This is a genomic window from uncultured Alistipes sp. (assembly GCF_902388705.1).
GTDB lineage: Bacteria > Bacteroidota > Bacteroidia > Bacteroidales > Rikenellaceae > Alistipes.
The window spans coordinates 130,141-151,590 of record NZ_CABMQJ010000001.1 but is presented as its reverse complement, the minus strand read 5'-3'; the positions used below and the strand labels follow the sequence as shown (position 1 = coordinate 151,590).

16 protein-coding genes are annotated in these 21,450 nt (G+C 58.3%); 5 read left to right on the top strand and 11 right to left on the bottom strand.

The window, feature by feature from the left end:
* Positions 1-7: 7 nt before the first annotated feature.
* The 4 genes from QZT71_RS00690 to rbsK are packed head-to-tail and all read right to left on the bottom strand — an operon-like array spanning position 8 to position 6,378.
* On the bottom strand, positions 8-3,349 hold the full coding sequence (locus QZT71_RS00690) for a SusC/RagA family TonB-linked outer membrane protein (RefSeq protein ID WP_295911182.1): 3,342 nt from the start codon (positions 3,347-3,349) through the stop codon (positions 8-10).
* Positions 3,350-3,377: 28 nt separating this feature from the next.
* Positions 3,378-4,379, bottom strand: a complete 1,002-nt coding sequence (locus QZT71_RS00685; RefSeq protein ID WP_295911180.1) for a nucleoside hydrolase — start codon at positions 4,377-4,379, stop codon at positions 3,378-3,380.
* A 13-nt stretch (positions 4,380-4,392) separates the two neighbouring features.
* Complete coding sequence (locus tag QZT71_RS00680; RefSeq protein WP_295911178.1) at positions 4,393-5,403, bottom strand: GRP family sugar transporter; 1,011 nt, start codon at positions 5,401-5,403, stop codon at positions 4,393-4,395.
* A 45-nt stretch (positions 5,404-5,448) separates the two neighbouring features.
* Positions 5,449-6,378, bottom strand: a complete 930-nt coding sequence (rbsK, locus tag QZT71_RS00675; protein WP_295911176.1) for a ribokinase — start codon at positions 6,376-6,378, stop codon at positions 5,449-5,451.
* 338 nt (positions 6,379-6,716) lie between these two features.
* On the opposite strand from rbsK, the gene QZT71_RS00670 reads away from it, so the two are divergent.
* Positions 6,717-7,733 carry a LacI family DNA-binding transcriptional regulator gene (locus QZT71_RS00670; protein WP_295911174.1) on the top strand — a complete coding sequence of 339 codons (1,017 nt, stop codon included), beginning with the start codon at positions 6,717-6,719 and terminating at the stop codon, positions 7,731-7,733.
* Between the two features lie 54 nt (positions 7,734-7,787).
* Here QZT71_RS00670 and proC read toward each other — a convergent pair whose 3' ends face one another.
* From proC to QZT71_RS00655, 3 genes are all read right to left on the bottom strand, one after another.
* Positions 7,788-8,570 (bottom strand): pyrroline-5-carboxylate reductase, encoded by a 783-nt coding sequence (proC, locus tag QZT71_RS00665; RefSeq protein ID WP_295911173.1) that lies wholly within the window; start codon positions 8,568-8,570, stop codon positions 7,788-7,790.
* 142 nt (positions 8,571-8,712) lie between these two features.
* Entirely contained in the window at positions 8,713-9,378 is a 666-nt protein-coding gene (locus tag QZT71_RS00660; RefSeq protein ID WP_295911171.1) for a YggS family pyridoxal phosphate-dependent enzyme, read from the bottom strand.
* Between the two features lie 111 nt (positions 9,379-9,489).
* Positions 9,490-10,758, bottom strand: a complete 1,269-nt coding sequence (locus QZT71_RS00655) for a WD40-like domain containing protein (RefSeq protein WP_295911169.1) — start codon at positions 10,756-10,758, stop codon at positions 9,490-9,492.
* Positions 10,759-10,951: 193 nt separating this feature from the next.
* Here QZT71_RS00655 and QZT71_RS00650 point away from each other — a divergent pair, with 193 nt between their 5' ends.
* Positions 10,952-12,694 (top strand): C69 family dipeptidase, encoded by a 1,743-nt coding sequence (locus QZT71_RS00650; protein WP_295911168.1) that lies wholly within the window; start codon positions 10,952-10,954, stop codon positions 12,692-12,694.
* A gap of 113 nt (positions 12,695-12,807) precedes the next feature.
* Positions 12,808-14,184: a dihydrolipoyl dehydrogenase gene (gene lpdA / locus QZT71_RS00645; RefSeq protein ID WP_295911167.1), complete on the top strand. Its 1,377-nt coding sequence runs from the start codon at positions 12,808-12,810 to the stop codon at positions 14,182-14,184.
* 138 nt (positions 14,185-14,322) lie between these two features.
* On the opposite strand, the gene QZT71_RS00640 is transcribed toward lpdA, so the two are convergent.
* The 4 genes from QZT71_RS00640 to QZT71_RS00625 form a co-directional block, all read right to left on the bottom strand.
* Entirely contained in the window at positions 14,323-16,359 is a 2,037-nt protein-coding gene (locus tag QZT71_RS00640; RefSeq protein ID WP_295911166.1) for a HAMP domain-containing sensor histidine kinase, read from the bottom strand.
* A gap of 104 nt (positions 16,360-16,463) precedes the next feature.
* Positions 16,464-16,652 (bottom strand): hypothetical protein, encoded by a 189-nt coding sequence (locus QZT71_RS00635; RefSeq protein WP_295911165.1) that lies wholly within the window; start codon positions 16,650-16,652, stop codon positions 16,464-16,466.
* A gap of 20 nt (positions 16,653-16,672) precedes the next feature.
* Positions 16,673-17,437, bottom strand: coding sequence for a tRNA pseudouridine(38-40) synthase TruA (truA, locus tag QZT71_RS00630; protein ID WP_295911164.1), 765 nt, complete (start codon positions 17,435-17,437; stop codon positions 16,673-16,675).
* Between the two features lie 41 nt (positions 17,438-17,478).
* Complete coding sequence (locus tag QZT71_RS00625) at positions 17,479-18,909, bottom strand: aspartate ammonia-lyase (protein ID WP_295911163.1); 1,431 nt, start codon at positions 18,907-18,909, stop codon at positions 17,479-17,481.
* A 423-nt stretch (positions 18,910-19,332) separates the two neighbouring features.
* Between QZT71_RS00625 and dapB the strand changes: the two genes are divergently transcribed.
* Both dapB and lepB read left to right on the top strand, forming a co-directional pair.
* Positions 19,333-20,088 (top strand): 4-hydroxy-tetrahydrodipicolinate reductase, encoded by a 756-nt coding sequence (dapB, locus tag QZT71_RS00620; RefSeq protein ID WP_295911162.1) that lies wholly within the window; start codon positions 19,333-19,335, stop codon positions 20,086-20,088.
* A gap of 9 nt (positions 20,089-20,097) precedes the next feature.
* Positions 20,098-21,450, top strand: coding sequence for a signal peptidase I (gene lepB / locus QZT71_RS00615; RefSeq protein WP_295911161.1), 1,353 nt, complete (start codon positions 20,098-20,100; stop codon positions 21,448-21,450).

Below are 21,450 nucleotides of genomic sequence, written 5' to 3'. Positions count from 1 at the left end.
CGGATTGTTAGAAAGTTAATTTCAGGTTGAAACCATAGGTGCGGGTCATCGGATAACCGCCCGTTTCGACGCCTTTGGTCAGCGAGGCGCCCGACCACGAAGCGACTTCGGGGTCGTACTGCGGCCAGTCGGTGAGGCAGAAGAGGTTCGTGGCGTAGAAACCGATGCCGACGCCCTGGATGAACTTCAGCTTGCGGCACACCTTCGCAGGCAGGTTGTAATCGATACGCATCTCCTTGAGTTTGAGGTACGAGGTCGAATAGGTATGCTGCTCGATGTTGGTGCGCACCTGTTCGTAGAGGTTGTAATACTCCGTCACGTTGGTGGTCACGGTACGGTTCTGCGTATAGGAACCGTCGGCATTGAGGTTGACACCTTCGGCAATCAGCCCGTCGTAACGCCCCGGTACGGTATTGTTGAGTTTGCCCAGCGTCGAAAGCACGGCACTCGTAACCGAGTAGGCGTTGCCGCCGACCTGCGCTGCGAAGGTGGCCGTCATCGACAGGTTGCGCCAGCTCAATTTGTGCGTCATGCCCGCCTTGTATTTGGGGTAGATGCTGCCCAGGTCGAGCAGTTCTTCGGTCAGCTCGGGGTTACCCGTCTTCGGGTCGATGATTTTCTGCCCCGAGCAGTCGATTGCCATCCCGTCCTCGTTCACATAGAACGCTCCCTCGGGGGCGCGTTTGAAACCGATACCGTACAGGCGTCCCAACTCCCTGCCCGGATAGGCATAGGTAAAGACCGTAGAGCCGACCGTCAGCTTCGAGTTGAGCTGCCAGACCTCCACACCGGGAGCCAGTTCGACCAGCCTGTTCCAGTTCTTCGACCAGTTGAAACTGATATCCCAGCGCCAGTCCCTGGTCTGTACGGGCCGCAGGTTGAGCCCGACCTCGACGCCTTTGTTGGTCACCTTGCCGGCATTGATCAGGCGGGCCGGGGCTCCCGTCGCCCAGTCGGAGGGCACGGAGATGATTTGGTTCGTCGTGGCGGAGTCGTAATAGGCGACGTCGAGTCCGATCCGGTTGCGGAAGAAGCGCGCTTCGACACCCACCTCCCAGCTCTCGATGTTCTCGGGTTTGATGTTGTAGTTCTGAATGGTGTTGGAAAGGCGGAATCCTCCCTGGAAATCGCTGTTATTGTAGACCGGCAGCAGCTGGTAGGGCTGCGTGTCGTTGCCGACGTTGGCCCACGACCCGCGGACTTTCAGCAGGTCAATCCACGGCGCCTTGTCGCGGAGCTTGAAAATTTCGTCGAGCAGGACGCTGACGCTGACCGAGGGGTAGAAATAGGAGTTGTTGCCCGGCGCCAGGGTGGACGACCAGTCGTTACGCCCCGTGACATCGAGGAAAAGCATGTCGCGCCAGCTCAAATTGAGGAACCCGTAAAAACTGTTGACACTCTTTTTCGACCGGAAATTGGACACCGACAGTACGCCCGCGACGTTCACCAGCCGGAAAACATTGGGCTCGGCGAGGTTCTCGGCCGTTTCGGTCACGTTGCGCGCCTCGCGGTACATGTTGTTGCCGCCAAACGACGCCGAAATATCGAAATCCCCGAAACGGTCTTTATAGCTCAACAGGAAATCGTTGTTCATCTCGAAGTTATGGACGGTCTGCTCACGGTACCAGCCGTTCGTATGCCCGAGCGAATACTGCGGCTTGCGCTGGGTGCGGAAGTCGTTGTTCAGGTCCATGCCCGAGCGCAGGGTCAGCTTCAGCTTTTCCTTGTACAGATCGATGTCGAGCGACATGCTGCCGTAAACGCGGTTGCGCGACTGCGTGTTGAGCTGCTCGTTGACCATCATGTAGGGGTTGTCGCTGCCCGGGTTAATCAGGTAGCCGGAACCCGTAGTACCGGCGGCATTCATCTCGCGGATACGCCCCGTCTTCCACTCTGTATAGAGATCGTCGACACTGCTCGATGAGGGGTTCCAAATCAGGGCGTAAAGCGGCGACGAGGTGCTGTAACCCGCCGAGGGCAGGTTGTCGCTGTTCTTGCGGTAGTAGGTGACCTTGCCGTTCAGGCGCATGATGCGGTTGATTTTCTGCGACACCGAGAGGTTGAAGTTCTGGCTGTTGTAGCCCGTATTGGGTACAATCCACTCGTTGCGCATGTCTTTTACGGAGAAACGAATCGAATTGCCGTCGCCGGTGCTGCCCGAGAGCGAGATACTGTTCGTGTAGGTCACACCGGTCTGGAAGAATCCCTTGTACCAGTCCTGCGCCACCCACGGCAGGCGTTTGTACTCGTCGGTTTCCCAGTTGCGCGAAGCGTAGAGGTAACGCATCTTCGCGGCATCGTACTTCTCGCCGAACGACGAACGGGCATGGAAGCGGGTAATCTTCTCGCCCGTATCGCTCTTGTCGGCCGGAACGTTCCAGTAGGAGTATTCGGGCGGGGTAGTCACGCCGTTAATCTGCGCAGACTCATAGACACCCGAACCGTACTGATTCTGGAAATCGGGGAAAAACCCGGCTTTCTCGAACGTCACACCCATGGAGTAGGTAACGTTCAGTCCGCGGGTCTTGCGGCCCGACTTCGTGGTGATGATAATGGCGCCGTTGGCCGCACGGGAACCGTAAAGGGCGGTCGCGGCAGGGCCCTTGAGCACCGACACCGATTCGACGTCGTCCGGGTTGATGTCGGCGGCGCCGTTGCCGTAGTCGATCGTAGCGACCGTATTTCCGTAGGAACCGTTGTCGGTGTTCGACGTCATGTCGCTGCCGATGGGCACGCCGTCGACTACGAACAGCGCCGTGTTGTTGTCATAGGAGAGCGATCCCTCGCCGCGGAGCGTGACACGAATCGAACCGCCGGGGCCTGCCGACGACTGGTCGAAGTTCAGGCCCGCGACCTTACCGGCCAGGCCGCTCAACCAGTTGCCCGTCACCGTATTGTTCAGGTCTTCGTCCGTCACTTTCGACACGGCATAGCCGAGGCTTTTCTCCTTGCGGGTGATACCGAGGGCGGTTACGACGACGGTTTCGACCGCCATCTGGTCCTGCAGCATCTCCACATCGACACGGGTTTTGCTGCCAACGGCAATCTCCTGCGGCCGGTAGCCCAGGTACTGGAAGACCAATACGTCCTCGCTGCCACGGATACGGATTTTGAATTTGCCGTTGACATCGGTTACCGCATGGTAGGCCGGGGCGTCCTTTACGACAATCGCCACGCCGACCAGCGGCACGGCCGTACCGTCGGCCTCCTCGCCCGTCACGGCACCCTCGACCGTCCGCTGCTGCGCCCAGACGGGCAGGCAGGCCACTGCGGCGAGCAGCGCCAGCACCAGCATGCGCATACGGCCCCTGCAGGACGGTCGCTCCTTGCTGAAGTAAATTTGTTTCATCATCGGGTTAGTTTGGGTTGACACTCGGTTAATTGTATTTTGCGGGTTTTGCGGGAAGCGTTTCGAGGAAATAATCCCGGATGCGCGCCGCCTGCTCCGGCGTTGCAGAAAGCACGGTATGCTGTCCCCGCGGAGTGGGCGTAAAATAAGTGTATCCCTTGCCGTCGACACAGATGATGCCGGGTTCGGAAACGGTGAACATCCCGGGCTGCAATGCATAAAGCACCGATAGCATATCCCATGTCGGACGGTCGTAGGGCATTTTACGGTACGCCTTGTAAGCCTCGACCACCGGGTGGAGTTCGGCCCACATGTAATCATTCTCGATGCTCGAGCAGGGATAGATAACTGCCTTGCCCAGCTCGAAAGGTGTCAGGACGACAGGCACCGGGCAGAGGGCGAAAAGCCGCTTGGCATTGGTAATATCGTGTACGACGTTGAATTCCGCACGGGCCTTGCGGCCGAAACTGCCGGCCATCACCGAACAGTAAGCCACCTTGCGCTTCACGAGTTCGATGCCGTCCAGCGGCGAATAACGGTCGGCCTTGCTCTCCAGCAGACGCCCGAAGTTCGTCGAGAAACCGACGGAAACGACGACCACCGAACTGTCGGGACTTTCGGCCAGCAGGCGGCGGTAAAGCGGAACCGCATCCTCGTAAGCCTTGTCCTTATGGGTGCGGGGGAATGCGCCGGACTCGCACACGGCCTGTGCATAGTTGTTCGCCTCCTGCACGGTCACGCCGCCGCTGACCTTGCCGATAGGAATGCCGGGATGGCCGTACCATGTATTCAGGATGTCGATGTAGCGGGGAGAGGCTACGTGGTCTTTATTGCTGACGATGCCGATGAGGTCTATCTCGCCGCGTTCCATAGCCTTGTAAAGCATGTCCAGAGCCATCGGATCATCGACGTCGTTCCCCATGTCCGTTTCGAAAATCACGCGCGGCTTCCCGGATGCGGGAATTTGCTGTGCACGGGCATACCCTCCACAGCAGACGGCTATTGCCGTCAGGATCAGTAGTTTCTTCATATGTTTGGGTTAATTAGTTTCCTCCGGAGAGAATAATGCAGGCGAGGCCGAGGATGAAGAGCACGAACATGAGGGCCAGCAGCCGGTTGACCGAGCGGCTGGCGCCCCGGAACTCCTTCCAGACGAAGACGCCCCAGATTGCGGCGACCATCGGCGCCCCCTGTCCCAGGGCATAGGAGATGGCGGCGCCCGCCTTGCCGGCGGCGATGTAGCTGAACGCCGTGCCGAGGCACCAGACCGCACCGCCGAGCATGCCGACGAGGTGCGTCCGCACCGAGCCTTTGAAATATTCGCCGTATCCGACGGGAGTGCCTACGAAAGGCCGCTTCATGACCAGCGTATTGAATACGAAATTGCTCAACAGCACGCCGACCGAAAAGATAAAGATAGCGGAGTAGGGTGTCAGCATGCCGGGAGTAGGGGACTCGAAGTTGTCGAGATCCATCGCGGCGGCGACGAAACGGTAGAAAAACGACATCAGCACGCCAGCGACCACCGCCAGCCAGATGCCTTTGCGGTTGTGGGCCGAGGAACCGTGCTCTTTCTGAATGCGCCCCGAAGCGATGCCGTTGCAGACGATGGCCACGACGATGAGCGCAACGCCCAGGAACAGGACGACCGGATCGCCTTTGGGCGCCCCTATGTAATTGACGATGACGCCCAGCACCAGCGCCAGCCCCACGCCCAGCGGGAATGCGACAGCCAGTCCGGCCAGCGACACGGAGGCCGAGAGCAGAATGTTGGAGGCATTGAAAATCACGCCGCCCAGCAGTACGCTGCCGATACCCCGCGGCGAAGCCTGCGCGAGGTCTTCGGCGAAAGGACGCCCGGCGTCGCCCCAGCTGCCCAGCGTAAAGCAGAGTATCAGAGAAAAAAGCAGCATGCCGACGACATAGTCCCAATAGAAGAGTTCATAACGCCAGGTCTTGCCCGCGAGTTTCTGGGTGTTGCCCCACGAGCCCCAGCACAGCATCGTGATAAAACAGAATATCACCGCCGTCGCGTAATTGTTGACTACAAACATATTCGATCAGTTTAAAGGTTTCATTCGGGAAAATCAGGGTATCCGTCAATTAGCACAAAGCTTTGCGCACACCAGTTCGTCAACCTCGCCGCGCGTCGGAACAGAGCTTTGCGCCCCCACGCGCGTCACGGAAACCGCCGCTGCGCAAGTCGCGAACCGCGCAGCATCGGGAAGCGGGGCTCCCTCGGCCAGCGCTACAGCCAGCGCACCGTTGAACACATCGCCGGCAGCCGTCGTATCCACGGCTTCGACCCGGCAGGCCGGAATCCGCTCGAAGAACCCTTCGCTGCGCACGACAGCGCCGCGCGATCCGCACGTAATCACCACGTTTTTAACGCCTTTCGCCAGCAATATATCAGCCGCTGCAATGGCATCGGCCTCGGACTCCACCTCAATGCCCGTCAGCAGGGCACACTCGGTTTCGTTGGGCGTAATCGCATAGAGATATTTGAAACAGGATTCGTCGATCAGGGCTGCAGGGGCCGGATTGAGAATCACTTTCACCCCGAGTCCGGCAGCCGTTTCGATTGCGTATTCCACCACGTCCAACGGTATTTCGAGCTGTATGAGCAGGTATCCCGCCTGCCCGATTACGGGCAGGGCGCGGTCTATATCCGCCTTCGACAGGCGGCCGTTTGCCCCGGGGGCTACGACGATGCAGTTTTCTGCTTTGGCGTCGACGCTGATTAGCGCAACGCCTGTCGTAGTTTCCGAATCGCGCAATATATAAGAGGTGTCCATTTTTTCGGCGGCATAGCGCTCCATCAGTTCATCGCCGAAAAGATCGCCCCCGACCCTGGCGACGAAATGCGCATCACCTCCCAGGCGTGCGACAGCCACAGCCTGATTCGCCCCCTTCCCGCCGGAAACCATCCGGAATTCCCCGCCCAGCACGGTTTCACCGGGTTTGGGAATACGTCCGGTCTGCACAATCAGATCGGTATTGGCGCTGCCTATAATCACGATTTTTTCCATGTTACTGTATTCAAGGATATTTTTAAAATATTATAAAAACAAAGTTTGCGCAATCGTTTGTGCAAGTATAAAGATAATAAAAGAAAAATCCAAACTTTTCTATACTATTTTTTATGGTATAATGCTCAATAATTTGTTACATTAAAATAAATCGATATATTTGTATTGGCAGAAAACCGCATCCGACATGCTTCCAGCCGTTTGCAGCCCCATTCGGCAGCAATCCGCACACAGCAAACGGCATGCCCGAAACACTACCGAAGCACAAAACGTTTTTTTGGCAGCAAACAGGATGCACCGGAAAACGGACAAAGAGAAACAAAAAGAAACGCCCCTACATGAAAGAAACACTTGTAACCATATCCAAACGCACCGGATTCGCCATCTCGACCGTATCGCGCGTCCTCAACGGCCAGGCCGAAAAATACCGGATCAGCAGTAAAACCGTCGAACTGATTCTCGAAGAGGCCCGGCGCTGCGATTATACCCCGAGCCTGTTGGCGAAAGGATTGCGCATGAAGCATACGAACACCCTGGGACTGCTGATTCCCTCGGTGGCGAACCCTTATTTCGCCGACATCTCGAGCGTCGTAATCCAGGAGGCCAAAAGCCGCGGCTACACGGTGATGGTCGTCGATACGATGGAGAATGAAGCGAACGAACGGGAGGGTATCCGGACAATGCTTTCGCGGCGTGTGGACGGAATCGTGGTGGTGCCATGCGGACAGACCCCCGAATACCTCGAGCAGGTAAACCGTTCGGTTCCGGTGGTGCTCATCGACCGCTATTTCGAGCAAACATCGCTGCCGTACGTCAGCACAGACAATTACTGCGGCGGTATGGACGCCACGCGCATGCTGCTGAAAAACGGACACAGGAACATCGTCTGCATACAGGGCGTGCCGTACTCGATGCCGAACAGGCAGCGCGTGCGGGGATACCTCGATGCGCTCGCACAGGAGGGAATCGAAGGGCAGGCAGCCGTGACGGGAAACGACTTTTCAATCCAGAACGGCTATATCGAAACAAAACTGGCGCTCAACCGTCCCGACCCGCCGACCGCCATTTTCGCCTTGAGCAATACGATTCTGCTCGGGGCGGTAAAAGCCATACGCGAATCGGGGCTGCATATTCCCGAGGATATCTCGCTCGTTTCGTTCGACAACAATCCCTACCTGGATTTTCTCGTGCCGGCGATCACACGAATCAGCCAGCCCCTCGAGGATATCGGAAAGATGGCCGTCAAACTGTTGTTGGAAAGTATACAGGAGGGCAAACGCAGCCAAACGCAGATACAACTGGCCCCGAACATGATTCTGTGCGATTCGGTAAGGCCGCTGCTCAACGGCAAATAAGGAAGAGGCCGGCCCTTGTTGTCAGGGGCCGGCCTCGCCGTAAATTATCCGAACTTATTTTTTGTTCTGTATCGCATCGACGGCGTCGATCACCGCGCCGCGGAAACGCTGGCGTTCCAGTTCGGCGACACCCACAATCGTCGTACCGCCCGGCGAGCAGACAGCATCTTTCATCACACCGGGATGCTGTCCCGTCGCAAGCTGCAACTTGCCGGTGCCTACAACCATTTGGCTGACCATGCGATAAGCGTCGGCACGCGCAATGCCGTGTTTGACGGCAACGTCGGCCATCGCCTCGATGAACATCGCCACGAACGCCGGGCCGCAGCCGCAAATCGTTCCCGCAAGGCCGAGCAGGGGAGTATCCACCGACATGACCAGCCCCACGTGCGAGAACAACTCCCGCACCGCCTGCCACTCGGCATCGGAGAGCGAATGGCGGCGTTCGCAAACGACGATTCCCTCGCCGACGGCAACGGGTGTATTGGGCACCGTGCTCAAATGGTGCGTGCCCGGCGCAAGAATCTCTTCGTATTTATCGAACGTCAGTCCCGCAGCCACGGAAACCACGATTTTGCCGGCCAGCAACTCCTTTACGGGCGCCAGCACCGACTCGACCTGGTAGGGTTTCACCGCTACGACGACCATATCCGCAAATCCCGCCACGCCTGCGGCATCGTCGAAGGCCCGAAATCCCCGCGATTCCGTATTGCGCTGCAATTTCGCCCAATCGCGGGCGCAGGCGCCGATCTGCGCGGGCTCCAAGGCCCCCGTTGCCACGAGCCCGTCGGCAAGGGCCTGTGCCATATTTCCGAATCCGATAAATCCTACCTTCATATCTCCATCACATTTTAAGTTGTCCGGTTGTTTTTCCATTATCGTCCACATTCCGGCCGTATTTCCGGCCGGCTCCCCGCTAAAATTTCCCGGCCGGCGACATATCACCGCATGCAGCCGGAACGCAAGCTTCCGTCCCGGTTCACTTCGTATAATCCCTCTCGCCGAAAATCAGCGATCCGACGCGCACCATTGTCGAGCCGCACTCGACAGCAATGGGGTAGTCGTGCGACATACCCATCGACAGGATATTGAACCGCGGGCCGAAATTAGGCTGCAACGTATCGAAATTGCGCTTCAGCACCTGGAAATCACGGCGCACAGCCTCCCCGTCATCGGTATTGGTGGCAATTCCCATCAGGCCCCGCACGCAAACATTCGGCATCAGCGCAAAAGGGGCCGAACCGAGGTAATGCATCAACTCGTCCATTTCCCAGCCCGATTTGGTTTCCTCCTCGGCGACACGTACCTCGAGCAGGATTTCTATCGTGCGGCCGCATTTGGCGGCTTCGCGCTGGATCGTTTCGGCCAGCCGTGCGCTGTCGACCGAATGAATCAGCGTGACGAACGGGGCGATATACTTAACCTTGTTGGTCTGTAAATGGCCGATCATGTGCCACTCGATGTCCTTGGGCAGCACTTCGTATTTTTCACGCAGCTCCTGCGGCCGGCTCTCGCCGAAGATGCGGTGTCCGGCGTCATAGGCTTCGCGTATCGCCTCCACGGGGTGTGTTTTCGACACCGCGACCAGCGTGACATCCTCGGGCAGCGTGCTGCGCACGAACGACAATTGATATGCTATCGACATAATTAGCTTGATTTTGGTCTGTAAAAATACGCAAAATTCGTACAAGACGAAACAAGCCCGGAAAAAATCCGGGCCTGCATACCGTTTTTATCCGGCCGAAATCCCGGACAGCTACCGCGCCAGCACGATTTCGGAACAATAAACCGTACCGGGAAGCGTATGCTGCGCCCCGGATTTCACCTCCCAGGTTCGGAGATGCTTTTCGGCACCCTCCGCTCCGCAAAGCATGTAAACCGTCTGCCGGTCAACGTCCGCAACATGCACGGCAAGGGATGAAACGGCAGCCGGAATTTCGGCCAGCGTCTCCCCGAAAGTCCCCGTTGCCGGATCGAACAGGCGCAGTTCGGTCACCCCGTCCTTCGCTACGGCATAGCCGCCGACCATACTATAAACGGGTTCCGCCTGCCCCTCCTTGGATACGAGGATACGGAACGGCATCATGGCATCCGCCCGAACGGCGTCGCCCGCCATTGCAACCCGGTTCGCGGAACGAGCGTCGAATACCACGGGAACATAATCCCCGTCGGCATTATGCGCCGAAAGCAGGAAATACCCGCCGGTAACCATCACAAAGGGATATTCGGAAAACATTTCGGGCTTCATCCCGTCAGGCAGCTGCCAGTAAACGGACGGCACGGGACTGGTGCGGGTCACCGCCCCCAGGTTCATCATCAGGAAACGCTCGTCCACATACCGGAAGAACGCGACGTCCTGACCGGTCGTCACTCCCGCCGTCACGACACCCCCGAATCCCGAGTTCCGGTAATAACGCATCGTAAGGTCGTAAAATGCCGCCGAACCGTAATTTTCATCAGAAGTCACACAGTAAATCCGGTTCGTACCGGGATCGTTCACCGCACACCGGACACCCTGCCCGACACCGAGCGTCGTGATACGGGTCACATCGCCCGTGGCCATGTCGATACGATCGACAGACGTTTCGTCCGAATCGTAGTTCGTAATGCCGTAGAGCGAATACTCCTCGGGAGGCAGGCCGTCCGATACGGCTATTTTTCCCAGCGGCATGGCTCTGCCGCGGCGGAACAACTTCACCTCGGTCGTTCCCGCCGGATAACCGCCGGGCGCGAGGAACGTGATGCTCGACTCCGTGCGGCCCGTCACAACGGCCCATACGCCGTCGGCAGAGCCCTCAGCCACCTCTTTGAGCGAAAGCGGCCACGTAATGCAGAGCATGATATCGTCGTCGGCCTCGAAACCGCGCGCCTTGACAACCACCTCGTCGCCGGGTGCGAAAACCTCCGCCTCGGAGGGCATTTCCACATCGGTAACGAAAGGCGTCTGCTCCCCGTCGTCCGAATTACACGCACAAAAGGAAACCCCGAGCAGGACGAGCAGGAGCAAAAATAAAGTTTTCTTCATATAAAAACACGAACTATCAATCATATACCTCGAAGCGGGGGAGAGATATCCGCCGGAATGCGATCCGTTTGCAATCGCTGTAAAGATAACAAAACCGCCGGGCATATCCAAATAAAAACAGACATATATGCAGGTGCGCTCTTTGCCGTTTGGGATTTGTTTCGTACATTTGTTTGCAAAACCCGAAAAATCTATGAAAAAACTCCAGTATTGTCTTGCAGCGGCAGCCCTCTTCGCCTACGGAGCGGCAGCGGCCTGCACCAATTTCATCGTAACGAAAGGAGCATCGACCGACGGCTCCGCAATGGTTTCCTACGCCGCCGACTCGCACGCCCTCTACGGTGCGCTGTACCATACCCCCGGGGGTAAATTCAAGGCCGGGACCATGCTGCCCGTCTACGAATGGGACACCGGCCGTTACCTCACGGACATCCCCCAAGTAAACAAAACATGGTCGACCATCGGCAACATGAACGAGCATTCGCTCATCATCGGCGAAACGACCTACGGGGGCCGCCCGGAACTGGAGGACTCGACAGGCCGGATCGACTACGGCTCGCTGATTTACATTACGCTCCAGCGCGCCAGGACCGCACGCGAGGCCATCGCCACAATCGCGGAACTGGCCAACACCCACGGTTATGCGTCGAGCGGCGAGTCGTTCTCGATCGTCGACCCCGACGAAGCGTGGATTATGGAGCTGATCGGCAAAGGGTACAAGGACGACGGCAAGGGAGGCAACGCCCGCAAGGGTATCGTCTGGGTGGCGCGCCGCATTCCCGACGGCTACATTTCGGCACACGCCAACCAGGCGCGCATCACGACCTTCCCGAAGAACGACCCCGAAAATTGCCTTTACTCGCCCGACGTGGTTTCGTTCGCCCGCGAAATGGGCTACTACGAAGGCCCGGACGAGGATTTCAGTTTCTGCGAGGCTTACGCCCCTGCGGATTTCGGCGCCCTGCGCGGCTGCGAAGCCCGTGTATGGGCATTCTTCCGCACCGTGGCCGACGACATGGACAAATATGTGGACTATGCGATGGGACATAACCCCGACAACCGCATGCCCCTGTGGGTAAAACCCCGCGCTAAAGTGTCGCCCAAAGTGGTCTTCGACTGCATGCGCGACCACTACGAAGGTACCCCGATGGACATGACCACCGACATCGGCGCCGGGGGCAGCGCATGTCCCTACCGCTGGCGTCCAATGTATTTCGAGGTCGACGGCGTGGAGTACTGCAACGAACGCGCGACGGCCACGCAGCAAACCGGATTCTGGTTCGTGGCACAGGCCCGTCCCGACGTGAAGGACGACATGGGCATCCTCTGGTTCGGCGTGGACGACGCGGCGACCTCGTGCCTGACGCCGATTTACTGCTGCACGCAGGAGGTTCCCGCCTGCTTGCGCGAGGGCAACGGCTCGATGCTCGACTATTCGCCGACCTCGGCATTCTGGCTTTTCAACCGCGTTACGAATTTCGCCTACATGCGCTACGACATGATTTCGGCCGACATTCGCAAGGTGACGGACAAGTGGGAGAACGACATGCTTGAGAAGGTGCGCGCAATCGACAACGAGGTCATGGAGCTTTCGCCGAAAGCGCGCCAAAAGCGGCTCGGCAAATTCAGCGTCGCCACGGCCAAACAGCTGTTCGACCGCTGGTCGCGGCTCGACAAATACCTGTTGGTGAAATACATGGACGGGAACGTCAAGAGCGAACATGCCGGCGTACTGGAATTCCTCGACGGTGAAAAAATCATCTTCCACCTGGACACCATCGACGGTAATAGACCCATCCTCCGCGGCTCGACGCACTTCGTGGACAACGGCAACGGCAAAAAAATTCCCGGCAAAATCCAGTTCCCGGGCTACAACGAAAAATGGAAACGCGCCGTAGCCAAGGATAACGGCGAAATACTGAAAGTGGTAAAATAATTTACGGGCCCCGGATTTCCGCTGCGGACTGGCCGGAGCGGGAGAAAACCGGCAAGGTAGCAAGCTGCGCCGAGGGGCCGGACAACAGCAGACAAACAACATTCGATCGGATTATGAAATACGATATTATCGTCGTGGGAAGCGGCCCGGGCGGCTATGTTGCCGCCATCCGGGCATCGCAGCTGGGTAAGAAAACGGCACTTGTGGAACGTGCCGAGGCGGGCGGCGTATGCCTCAACTGGGGCTGCATCCCGACCAAGGCGCTGCTGAAAAGCGCACAGGTCTACACCTACTGCAAATCGGCCGCACACTACGGACTCGACCTCGCGGGCGAGGTAACGCCCGACCTGGAAAAAATCGTGGCGCGTTCGCGCGGCGTCGCCGAAACCATGAGCAAGGGGGTACAGTTCCTGCTCAAGAAGAACAACATCGACCTTATTCCCGGGTTCGGACGGCTTACAGCCCCCGGAAAACTCGATGTGGATGGCACGGAATACGAAGCCGACCACATCATCCTCGCCACGGGAGCGCGTCCGCGCGAAATGCCTTTCATGCCCGTCGACGGCCGGCATATCCTCTCGTCGCGGCAGGCCCTGACGCTCACCGAACTGCCCGAATCGATGGTTGTCGTGGGCTCGGGCGCCATCGGCAGCGAGTTCGCATGGTTCTATGCCGCACTGGGCGTAAAAGTCACCGTCGTGGAATACATGCCCCGCATGATGCCGCTCGAGGACGAGGAGGTGTCGAAAACCATGGAGCGCGCGTTCCGCAAACTGCGTGCGGCGGTAATGACCTCGACGACCGTCAAATCGGTAAAGGTCAACGCCGAAGGACGCTGCGAAGTGGAGGTAGAGGGCAAAAAAGGCCCCGAAACCCTGACGGCGGACATCGTGCTGTCGGCCGTGGGCATCAAATCCAACATCGAGGGGATCGGCCTCGGGGAGCTGGGCATCGCCGTCGAACGCGACAAAGTGCTGGTCGACCAGTTCTACCGCACCAACGTACCGGGCATCTACGCCATCGGCGACATTGTCGGCGGCCCGGCGCTGGCGCACGTGGCCTCGGCCGAAGGCATCTGCTGCGTGGAGGCCATCTGCGGGCTGAATCCCGCTCCGGTGGACTATTCGACCATCCCGTCGTGCGTCTTTACCTCGCCCGAGGTCGCTTCGGTCGGCATGACCGAACAGCAGGCGCAGGAGCGGGGTATCGCCTACAAGGTCGGGCGCTTCCCGTTCACGGCTTCGGGCAAGGCGACGGCCGCCGGCGACCGCGACGGCTTCGTAAAACTCCTCTTCGCCGAGGACGACACGCTGCTGGGCGCCCACATGGTCGGCATGAACGTCACCGAAATGATTGCGGAGCCGACGCTGGCACGGATGCTGGGCGCAACGGCGCACCATATCGCCCGCACGATTCATTCGCACCCGACCATGAACGAGGGTATCATGGAGGCGGCGGAAGCGGCTCTCGGGCAGGCAATCCACCTCTGAACCCGCCTGCCAAATAAAAACGCCTCTCGTGAACCGAGAGGCGTTTTATTATGACGTTACTTTCACACAGGACGTATAGCCAGCCGGCCACAGGTTTCACAGACGCCGTGCACCAAAGGCCGTTCCGGGAACCGCAGGTCACGCATCCCGGAGCGACACCACGAACCGGGCTCCCCCGGTATAAGTCGTATCGAGCCGAAGCGTACCGCCCGATTTCTCCACAATCAGCCGGCAAAGGCTCAATCCCAGTCCCAGCCCCTGCGCAAAAGGATCGCCCTTGTAGAAGCGCTCGAAAACCTTTTCCGCCAATTCGGGTTCAACACCGCAGCCCGTATCGGTGACCGACAGGGTCAGCGTATCCGGCCCGGTCAGGCCGCATTCGACCGTCACGGAACCCCGATCGGTGAACTTGACGGCATTCTTCAGCAGCTCGCGGACAAGCAGCGACACGTAACTCCGGTGCAGCGGAAAGACGATTTCCGGCTCCGCAAGCTCCAACCGGTATTCGACGCCCTCCTTCACGGGCAGATGCTCCATTTCGGTACGGATAATCTGGCTGATGTCGAGCAGTTTCCGGGGCAATTCGGCACTCGTGTTATCCAACTGCGACACTTCGAGCATATCGTTAATCAGCGAGGTGAACAGCTGGGTATTGTCCCGGATAATCTGTGCGAACTCCCGGCGTTCCTCCTCCGAAATATCCTCCCCGGCAATCAGTTCGGCAAAGCCGCTTATTGCATTCAGCGGCGTGCGTATTTCGTGGCTCATCGACCCCATGAAGTCCCGTTTGAGCCGCTCGCTCTCCTGCGCGCGCCGCGACTCGACAGCCAAATTGCGCTGCAGGTGTTTGATATGCAGCAGGTTGCGCCACAGATAGATGACGGCGACGATGGCCAGTATCAGGATAATCAGGGCGAAATAGAGCGAATTCTGCCGTTTCTCGGCCAGCAGCAGCGCCTTGTCGCGCTCCGCCTTGTCCAGTCCGTACTGCACTTCCAGCTCGCCGACCTTTTCGGCGTACCTGTGTGACGAGAGCGAGTCGCGCAGGCCGATTACGTCGTTATAAACCCCGCATGCCTCCTTGTAGCGCCCCATGCGCTCGAGAATCTTGGCCCGGTTGCTGCAAATCGTCACCAGCTGCGACGAAACGCCGCCGGGATGCAACTGCATAATCAGCGAATCGGTATAGGCCAGCGCATTGGCGTAATCGCCCCGGCGCTTGTAATATTCGGCGCTGATCGTATAGAATCCCTGCCTGTTTGTCAGGATATTGCCGGCATCCGCCGCCGCGGAATCCACGAAACGGCGGTAACGCTCGTAATATGCCTGCGAGTTGCGCCGGTCGAGCAGCGGCGACGTGCACATCGTATAGTAACAGACCAGGTAGGACATCTCTTTGGAAATATAGGGCCTGCGGCGCACGATCTCCGGATCGCGGTAATACTCGTCGAGCATCGCGAGGTAGGCGTCGGCCGCATGCACCAATCCGCCCTGATCTTTCACACTGCTGTAAGCCGCAATCAAGCAGGTAATCAGGTTGGCATGGAAGTTCCGGCGCGCTGTGGGACGCATCCGCTCCAGAAGCGCAAGCTCGTCGTTCCAGAAAGGCAGCCCGCGTTCCATCTGCAGGTTGCCCTCGGCCGATGCCAGCCTGTATGCGGCTATGCCCTTGAGAAAGAGCCGCGATGCCTCCTCATACACGTCGCCCGGCGGCAACGTGCGCACCGAGTCGATGTATTCACGGCACAACTCCACGGATTTCTCCGTCCCCGCGACCTGAATCCGGCGCGCAAACTCCACCATGCGGTAATAGGCCGCCAGCCCCTCCATGCCGCTGCCCCGCATCAGCGGCTCGGCCTGCGAGAGCACCCGGGCGAGCGAATCCCCGGCACCGGGCGACGAGATGTAATGCGCGGCCAGCGACCCCAACGACGCCCCGACGGCAAATCCGTCGCCGGCGGCGACCGCTTCGCCGAACAGTTTGCGGCTGTAATACAGTTCGTCTTTCGACGAGTCGTTCAGATCTTTCAGATTCAGCAGGATATCGACACGTTTGCGGGCATCCGGCTCCGCTTCGTAAGCGGATTTCAGCGAATCTACGAGATGTGCCGGAGGTGTCGCGGAAGCAGCGGCTATCCATCCGACAGCCAGCAGCGTCCACAGGGATTTTTTCATACAAGTTGGAATTGGCTATCAAATATAGACATTTAATTCCCAATATCAAAATAAAAAAGGAAGGCCCGCAACGGAACCTTCCTCGTTTCAATTCTTTTCAATTCTCACTTAAACCACTCCTGCAGGTGATCCTTGGCGTAGAAATAATAAACGGCAAGGCCCAGCCAACTGGTCAGCAATACCACGAGCGAAGCGATAATCTTGCCGGCAGTCGAGATGTTCTTCTTGAAGATGTCCATCACACACCAAATCGCACAAGCGACACCGATCAGCCAAATAATAGTTCCAATCATAGCCTTAAATATTTTTAAAGTTAGTAAAACATTTTTCGTTCGAAAACCTCCGCCGGATACACCACGTCGCTCAAAAAGAGCCCCTGCGCCGGAGCGCCGCCGCTCGACCGCGATAAATCGCGGCTTTCGACAATCTCCCGGAACTGCTGCGGGGTGTAACGCCCGCGCCCCACGTCGACCAGCGTGCCGACCACGGCGCGCACCATATTGCGCAGGAAGCGGTCGGCGCGAATCGTAAAGCATAACACGCCGTGTGCGTCGACCGACCATGCGGCATGCATCACGCGGCAGATATTGGTCTTGTTATTCGAATTGAGCTTGGCGAACGACGTGAAATCGTCGTACTCCCGCAACGCTGCGGCCGCTTCGTTCATCCGCCCGACATCCAGCGGCACGTAATACTGCCACGTCGTACCCCGCGTAAAGGGATTCTTGCGCGGTTCGACGAAATAGCGGTATTCACGCTCCCGGGCGCCGAAACGGGCGTGGGAACCGTCGTCCACAGGCGTCAGGCTCCCCGCGGCGATGTCGCCCGGAAGCAGGAAATTCAGCTTGTAGATCAGCTGCGCCGTATCGGACACAGGCTCACGGCAATCGAAATGCGCCACGTAGTAAGAAGCGTTCACGCCCGTATCGGTGCGTCCCGCCCCCGTCACTTCGATCTGCTCGCGCAGCAGGGTAGAGAGCGCCTGCTCGAGCGTCTGCTGCACCGACGGCATGTCGGGCTGCCGCTGCCAACCGCAGTAGGCAGCTCCGTTGTATCGAAGTTCCAGGAAATAACGCATCGCGACAAAAGAGGTTTGCGCAAAAATACAAAAAAATCGAATTAATGGCGCGGTTTTATGTCGAGTTTCACGGGACGAATCATATTCTCGGGCTTGAGCACCTCGTCGAGTTCCTCCCGGCTCAATATTCCATGCTCGAGCACCAGTTCGTAAACGCCTCGGCCGGTTTCCAGCGCCTCCTTGGCTATTTTCGTAGAATTCTTGTAACCGATAATCGGGTTGAGCGCCGTCACCACGCCGATGCTGTTGTGAACGTATTGCAGGCACTTCTCCCCGTTGGCCGTGATACCCTCGACACAACGTATGCGCAGCGTATCGAACCCGTTAATGAGCAGTTCCGCCGACTCGAAACAGCATTGCGCCATCACCGGTTCCATGGCGTTCAGCTCCATCTGCGCCGCCTCGTCGGCCATCGTCACGCAAAGCTCGTTGCCGATGACCTTGAATGCAATCTGGTTCATCACCTCGGGAATCACGGGATTGACCTTGCCGGGCATAATCGACGAACCGGGCTGGCGCGCCGGAAGGTTGAATTCGCCCAAGCCGCAGCGGGGGCCCGAAGACAGCAGCCGCAAGTCGTTGCATATCTTGTTCATCTTCGACGCGATGCGCTTCATGGCGGAAGAGTACCCGACCATGCATACCGTGTCGGATGTGGCGCCCACGAGGTCTTCGGCCAGCTTCACGTCCCAGCCGGTAATCTCCCTGATGGCTGTCGTACAGCGCTCGGCATATCCCGGTTCGGCGCAGATGCCCGTACCGATGGCCGTAGCGCCCATATTAATCGACAGGAACTCCTGCGCCGCATGGTCGAGATTGTCGACTTCGCCCCGCAGGACGCTCGCAAAACCGTGGAACGTCTGCCCGAGGGTCATCGGCACGGCGTCCTGCAGCTGCGTACGCCCCATCTTGAGTACGCCGGCAAACTCGTCGCCCTTACGCGCGAAAGCCGCAATCAGTTCTTCGAGATGTTTTCGCAGTTCGAGGTGCGTAGCGTAAAGCCCGAGGTGGATGGCCGACGGATAGGCGTCGTTGGTCGACTGCGAGCAGTTGACGTGATCGTTGGGCGAGCAGTACTGGTATTCGCCGCGACGGTGCCCCATGATTTCCAGCGCCCGGTTGGCAATGACCTCGTTGGCGTTCATGTTGGTCGTAGTCCCTGCGCCGCCCTGAATCATGTCCACGGGAAAGAATTCGTGGAATTTCCCGGCCATGATTTCGCGGCAGGCCTGCGAAATCGCATCGAACAACTCGTCGGAGAGCAGCCCCATGTCGTGGTTGGCGATGGCAGCGCCCAGTTTCACGGTTGCGAGCCCCTCGATAAATAGCGGGTACTCGCACAGGCGGAACTTGCTGATGGGGAAATTCTCCAGTCCGCGCATGGTCTGTACGCCGTACAGCACATCGTCCGGCACTTCGATGCAGCCTATCAGGTCGCATTCGGTGCGTGTTTTCTGTGGTTCTTTTTTCATATCGCTTACAATATTAAAGTTTATGGCTTGTTTGTATTCCGGTTCATAACACGAAAGCACCAGAAAGTTAACGATTATTTTCCAAATAAAGAAGTATTTCGCATTTTCGTGCCGAAATCACATCTTTTTCCGGCATCCGGTGCGAAACCGAATCCGCGGGCAGGCCGGTGAGAGGTGCATCAGGACAGACGGACGGAACAGCACGGAGCAGGGCTGGCCGCAAGCACCGTATAGAGAACCGGCGAAGCAGGATTGGATAGCGGCAGGACAGGCGGAATATCAGGAGGAAGCACCGAACCCGGAAATCCTATTTTCTTACAGAAAATAAACGGACTGTCCGGCCGGAATCAAATAAATTTGGCAGTGCGCGCGCGTTGTATTATCTTTGTACGAATTTGCACGACTATAAAATCCGGAAAAATCATGAAAGCAGCTATCATAGGTTACGGCAAGATGGGCCGCGAAATCGAGAAGATACTCCTCGAACGCGGCCACAGCGTTGCACTCGTAATCGACAACGACAATACGGCCGACCTGAACGCCGCGAATCTCGCCGGCGTAGACGTGGCACTGGAATTCACCATGCCCACGACGGCCTACGGCAATATCCGCACCTGCATCGAGAACGCCACTCCCGTGGTGAGCGGCACGACGGGCTGGACGGACCGCCTGCAGGAGTTGCAGGAGCTGTGCCGCGAAAAGGGCGGAGCGCTGTTCTACGCCTCGAACTATTGCCTGGGCGTCAACCTGATGTTCCGCCTCAACCGCCAGCTGGCGGAGATGATCGACCGCGTGGGCGGCTACGGCGTACGCATCGAAGAGGTGCACCACACCCAGAAAAAAGACGCGCCGAGCGGTACGGCCATCACGCTGGCCGAGGGCGTCATCGACGGCCTGCACGACAAAACGGCCTGGGTGAACTACGCCCCGGGCATCGAACATGCGACCAACCGAATCGGGGAACCTGCCAACGCGGCGGCGGAACAGGTCGTAATCGGCTCCGTACGCGAGGGCATGGTACCGGGTATCCACACCGTGACCTACGAATCGGCGGACGATATTCTCGAGCTCAAACATACGATTAAGAACCGCCGTACGTTAGCAATGGGAGCTGTAATAGCTGCCGAATTCCTTTGCGGCAAACAGGGCGTCTACTCGATGGACGACCTGCTGAAATAAGATACGAATATGGGTAAGATCAAAGCATTCTTCCGAAACAAATGGGTCGGCTTCGCGCTCGCCTCGCTGCTCTACACGCTGTGGTTCGTCGTATGGACGGGCAACCTCTGGCTGCTGTTGGGCCTCGTCGTGATTTTCGACCTCTACATCTCGAAATTCTTCTACCGCTACGTCTGGTGCCACAACGTGCGCCTCTGCCAGCGGAGCAAGACCTACAAAACCGTCTACGAGTGGGTCAACGCCATCATTTTCGCCACGGTCGTGGCGTCGCTGGTGCACATTTTCGTGTTCCAGATGTACGTCATCCCGACCTCGTCGATGGAAAAGTCGCTGCTCATAGGCGACTACCTCTACGTGAGCAAGGTGACCTACGGGCCGCAGATGCCCAACACGCCGCTGTCGTTCCCGTTCGTGCACCACACGATGCCGTTCTCGCAGACGAAAAAATCGTTCTCCGAAGCGGTCAAATGGCCGTACCACCGGCTCAAGGGGCTGCGCAAAATCAAACGCAACGACGTGGTCGTATTCAACTTCCCGGCCGGGGATACCGTACTGCTCGAAAACCAGGCCGTGACCTACTACGACGTGCTGCGCGGCTACGAGGAGTCGTTCGGCAGGGAGGAGGGGCGCAAGCGCCTCGCCGAGAAATACACCATCGTCAGCCGCCCCGTGGACAAGCGTGAGAACTACATCAAGCGCTGCGTCGCCGTCCCGGGCGATTCGCTCGAGGTGCGCGACGGACAGGTGTGGGTGAACGGATCGCCGCAGGAACCCATCCCGGGCAAGCAATACCAGTACATCGTGCAGGTATCGTCGCCGCTCTCGCAATACGCCATCGACAACCTCGGCATCACGGAATACACCGGCAACGGCTCGGTATACTACATGTTCCTCACCGACGAGGCGGCCGAAAAGGTCAAGGCGCTGGACAACGTGATCTCGTTGCGCCGCTATATCTTCACCCCCAACACGGACGTATTCCCGCAGTGGGCGGAGCCGCGCTGGAGCCAGGACAACTACGGGCCGATCTGGATTCCGCAAAAGGGCGCCACGGTGGCCCTGACCACGGAAAACCTGCCGCTCTACCGCCGCATCATCGAAGCTTACGAGGGACACGATCTGGCGGAGCGCGACGGCAAAATCTACATCGACGGCACCGAGGCCGACAGCTATACGTTCGCCATGGACTACTACTGGATGATGGGCGACAACCGCCACAACTCGGCCGACTCGCGGTTCTGGGGCTTCGTACCCGAAGACCACATCGTGGGCAAGGCTTCGTTCGTATGGCTGTCCCTCGATGCGAACAAGTCGTTCCCGTCGAATATTCGCTGGGATCGTCTTTTCAAAAAGGTACGGTAG